General features: G+C 47.9%; 1 protein-coding gene. It reads right to left on the bottom strand.

From position 1 onward, the window contains the following. Positions 1-584, bottom strand: a 584-nt coding sequence (gene htpX, locus R7Z49_RS26485; RefSeq protein ID WP_318112628.1) for a protease HtpX, incomplete at both ends; no start/stop codon positions are given.

Here is a 584-nt window from a genome sequence, read left to right as displayed (position 1 = left end):
ATAGACACACCAAAGTACACCATCATGTTCGTGCCTTGGCCTTCTTCATCGTCGTTCGATGCCACGATATTGGCGATAAAACGCGATAGGAAGATAACAAACGTATTCACAACACCTTGCATTAGCGTCATCGTGACCATGTCGCCATTCGCAATGTGGCTCACTTCGTGCGCCAGAACAGCTTCAGCTTCATCACGCGTCATGTTGTGTAGAAGACCAGTCGATACAGCAACCAGTGAATCATCACGCTTAGCCCAAGTCGCGAATGCGTTGATGTCTGCAGAATCATAAATCGCTACTGTTGGCATACCAATGCCCGCTTGTTGCGCTTGACGGCCTACCGTCTCAAGCAACCAATGCTCTGTTTCGTTACGTGGGCTTTCAATCACCATGCCGCCAACTGAGCGTAGTGCCATGCCCTTTGACATCATTAACGAAATCAATGCGCCACCAAAGCCAAATACAGCTGCCATGACAAGTAAACCAGACAGACTGCCTGGTTGCATTCCAGTGGTCGCGTAAACAATATTCAGAACAACACTAAGAACCAGCACAACAGCTAGGTTAGTTGCTAGGAATAACAT

Source organism: Vibrio sp. 1562 (assembly GCF_033340155.1).
Taxonomy (GTDB): Bacteria; Pseudomonadota; Gammaproteobacteria; order Enterobacterales; family Vibrionaceae; genus Vibrio; species Vibrio alginolyticus.
This window is presented reverse-complemented; position numbering and strand designations above follow the sequence as displayed.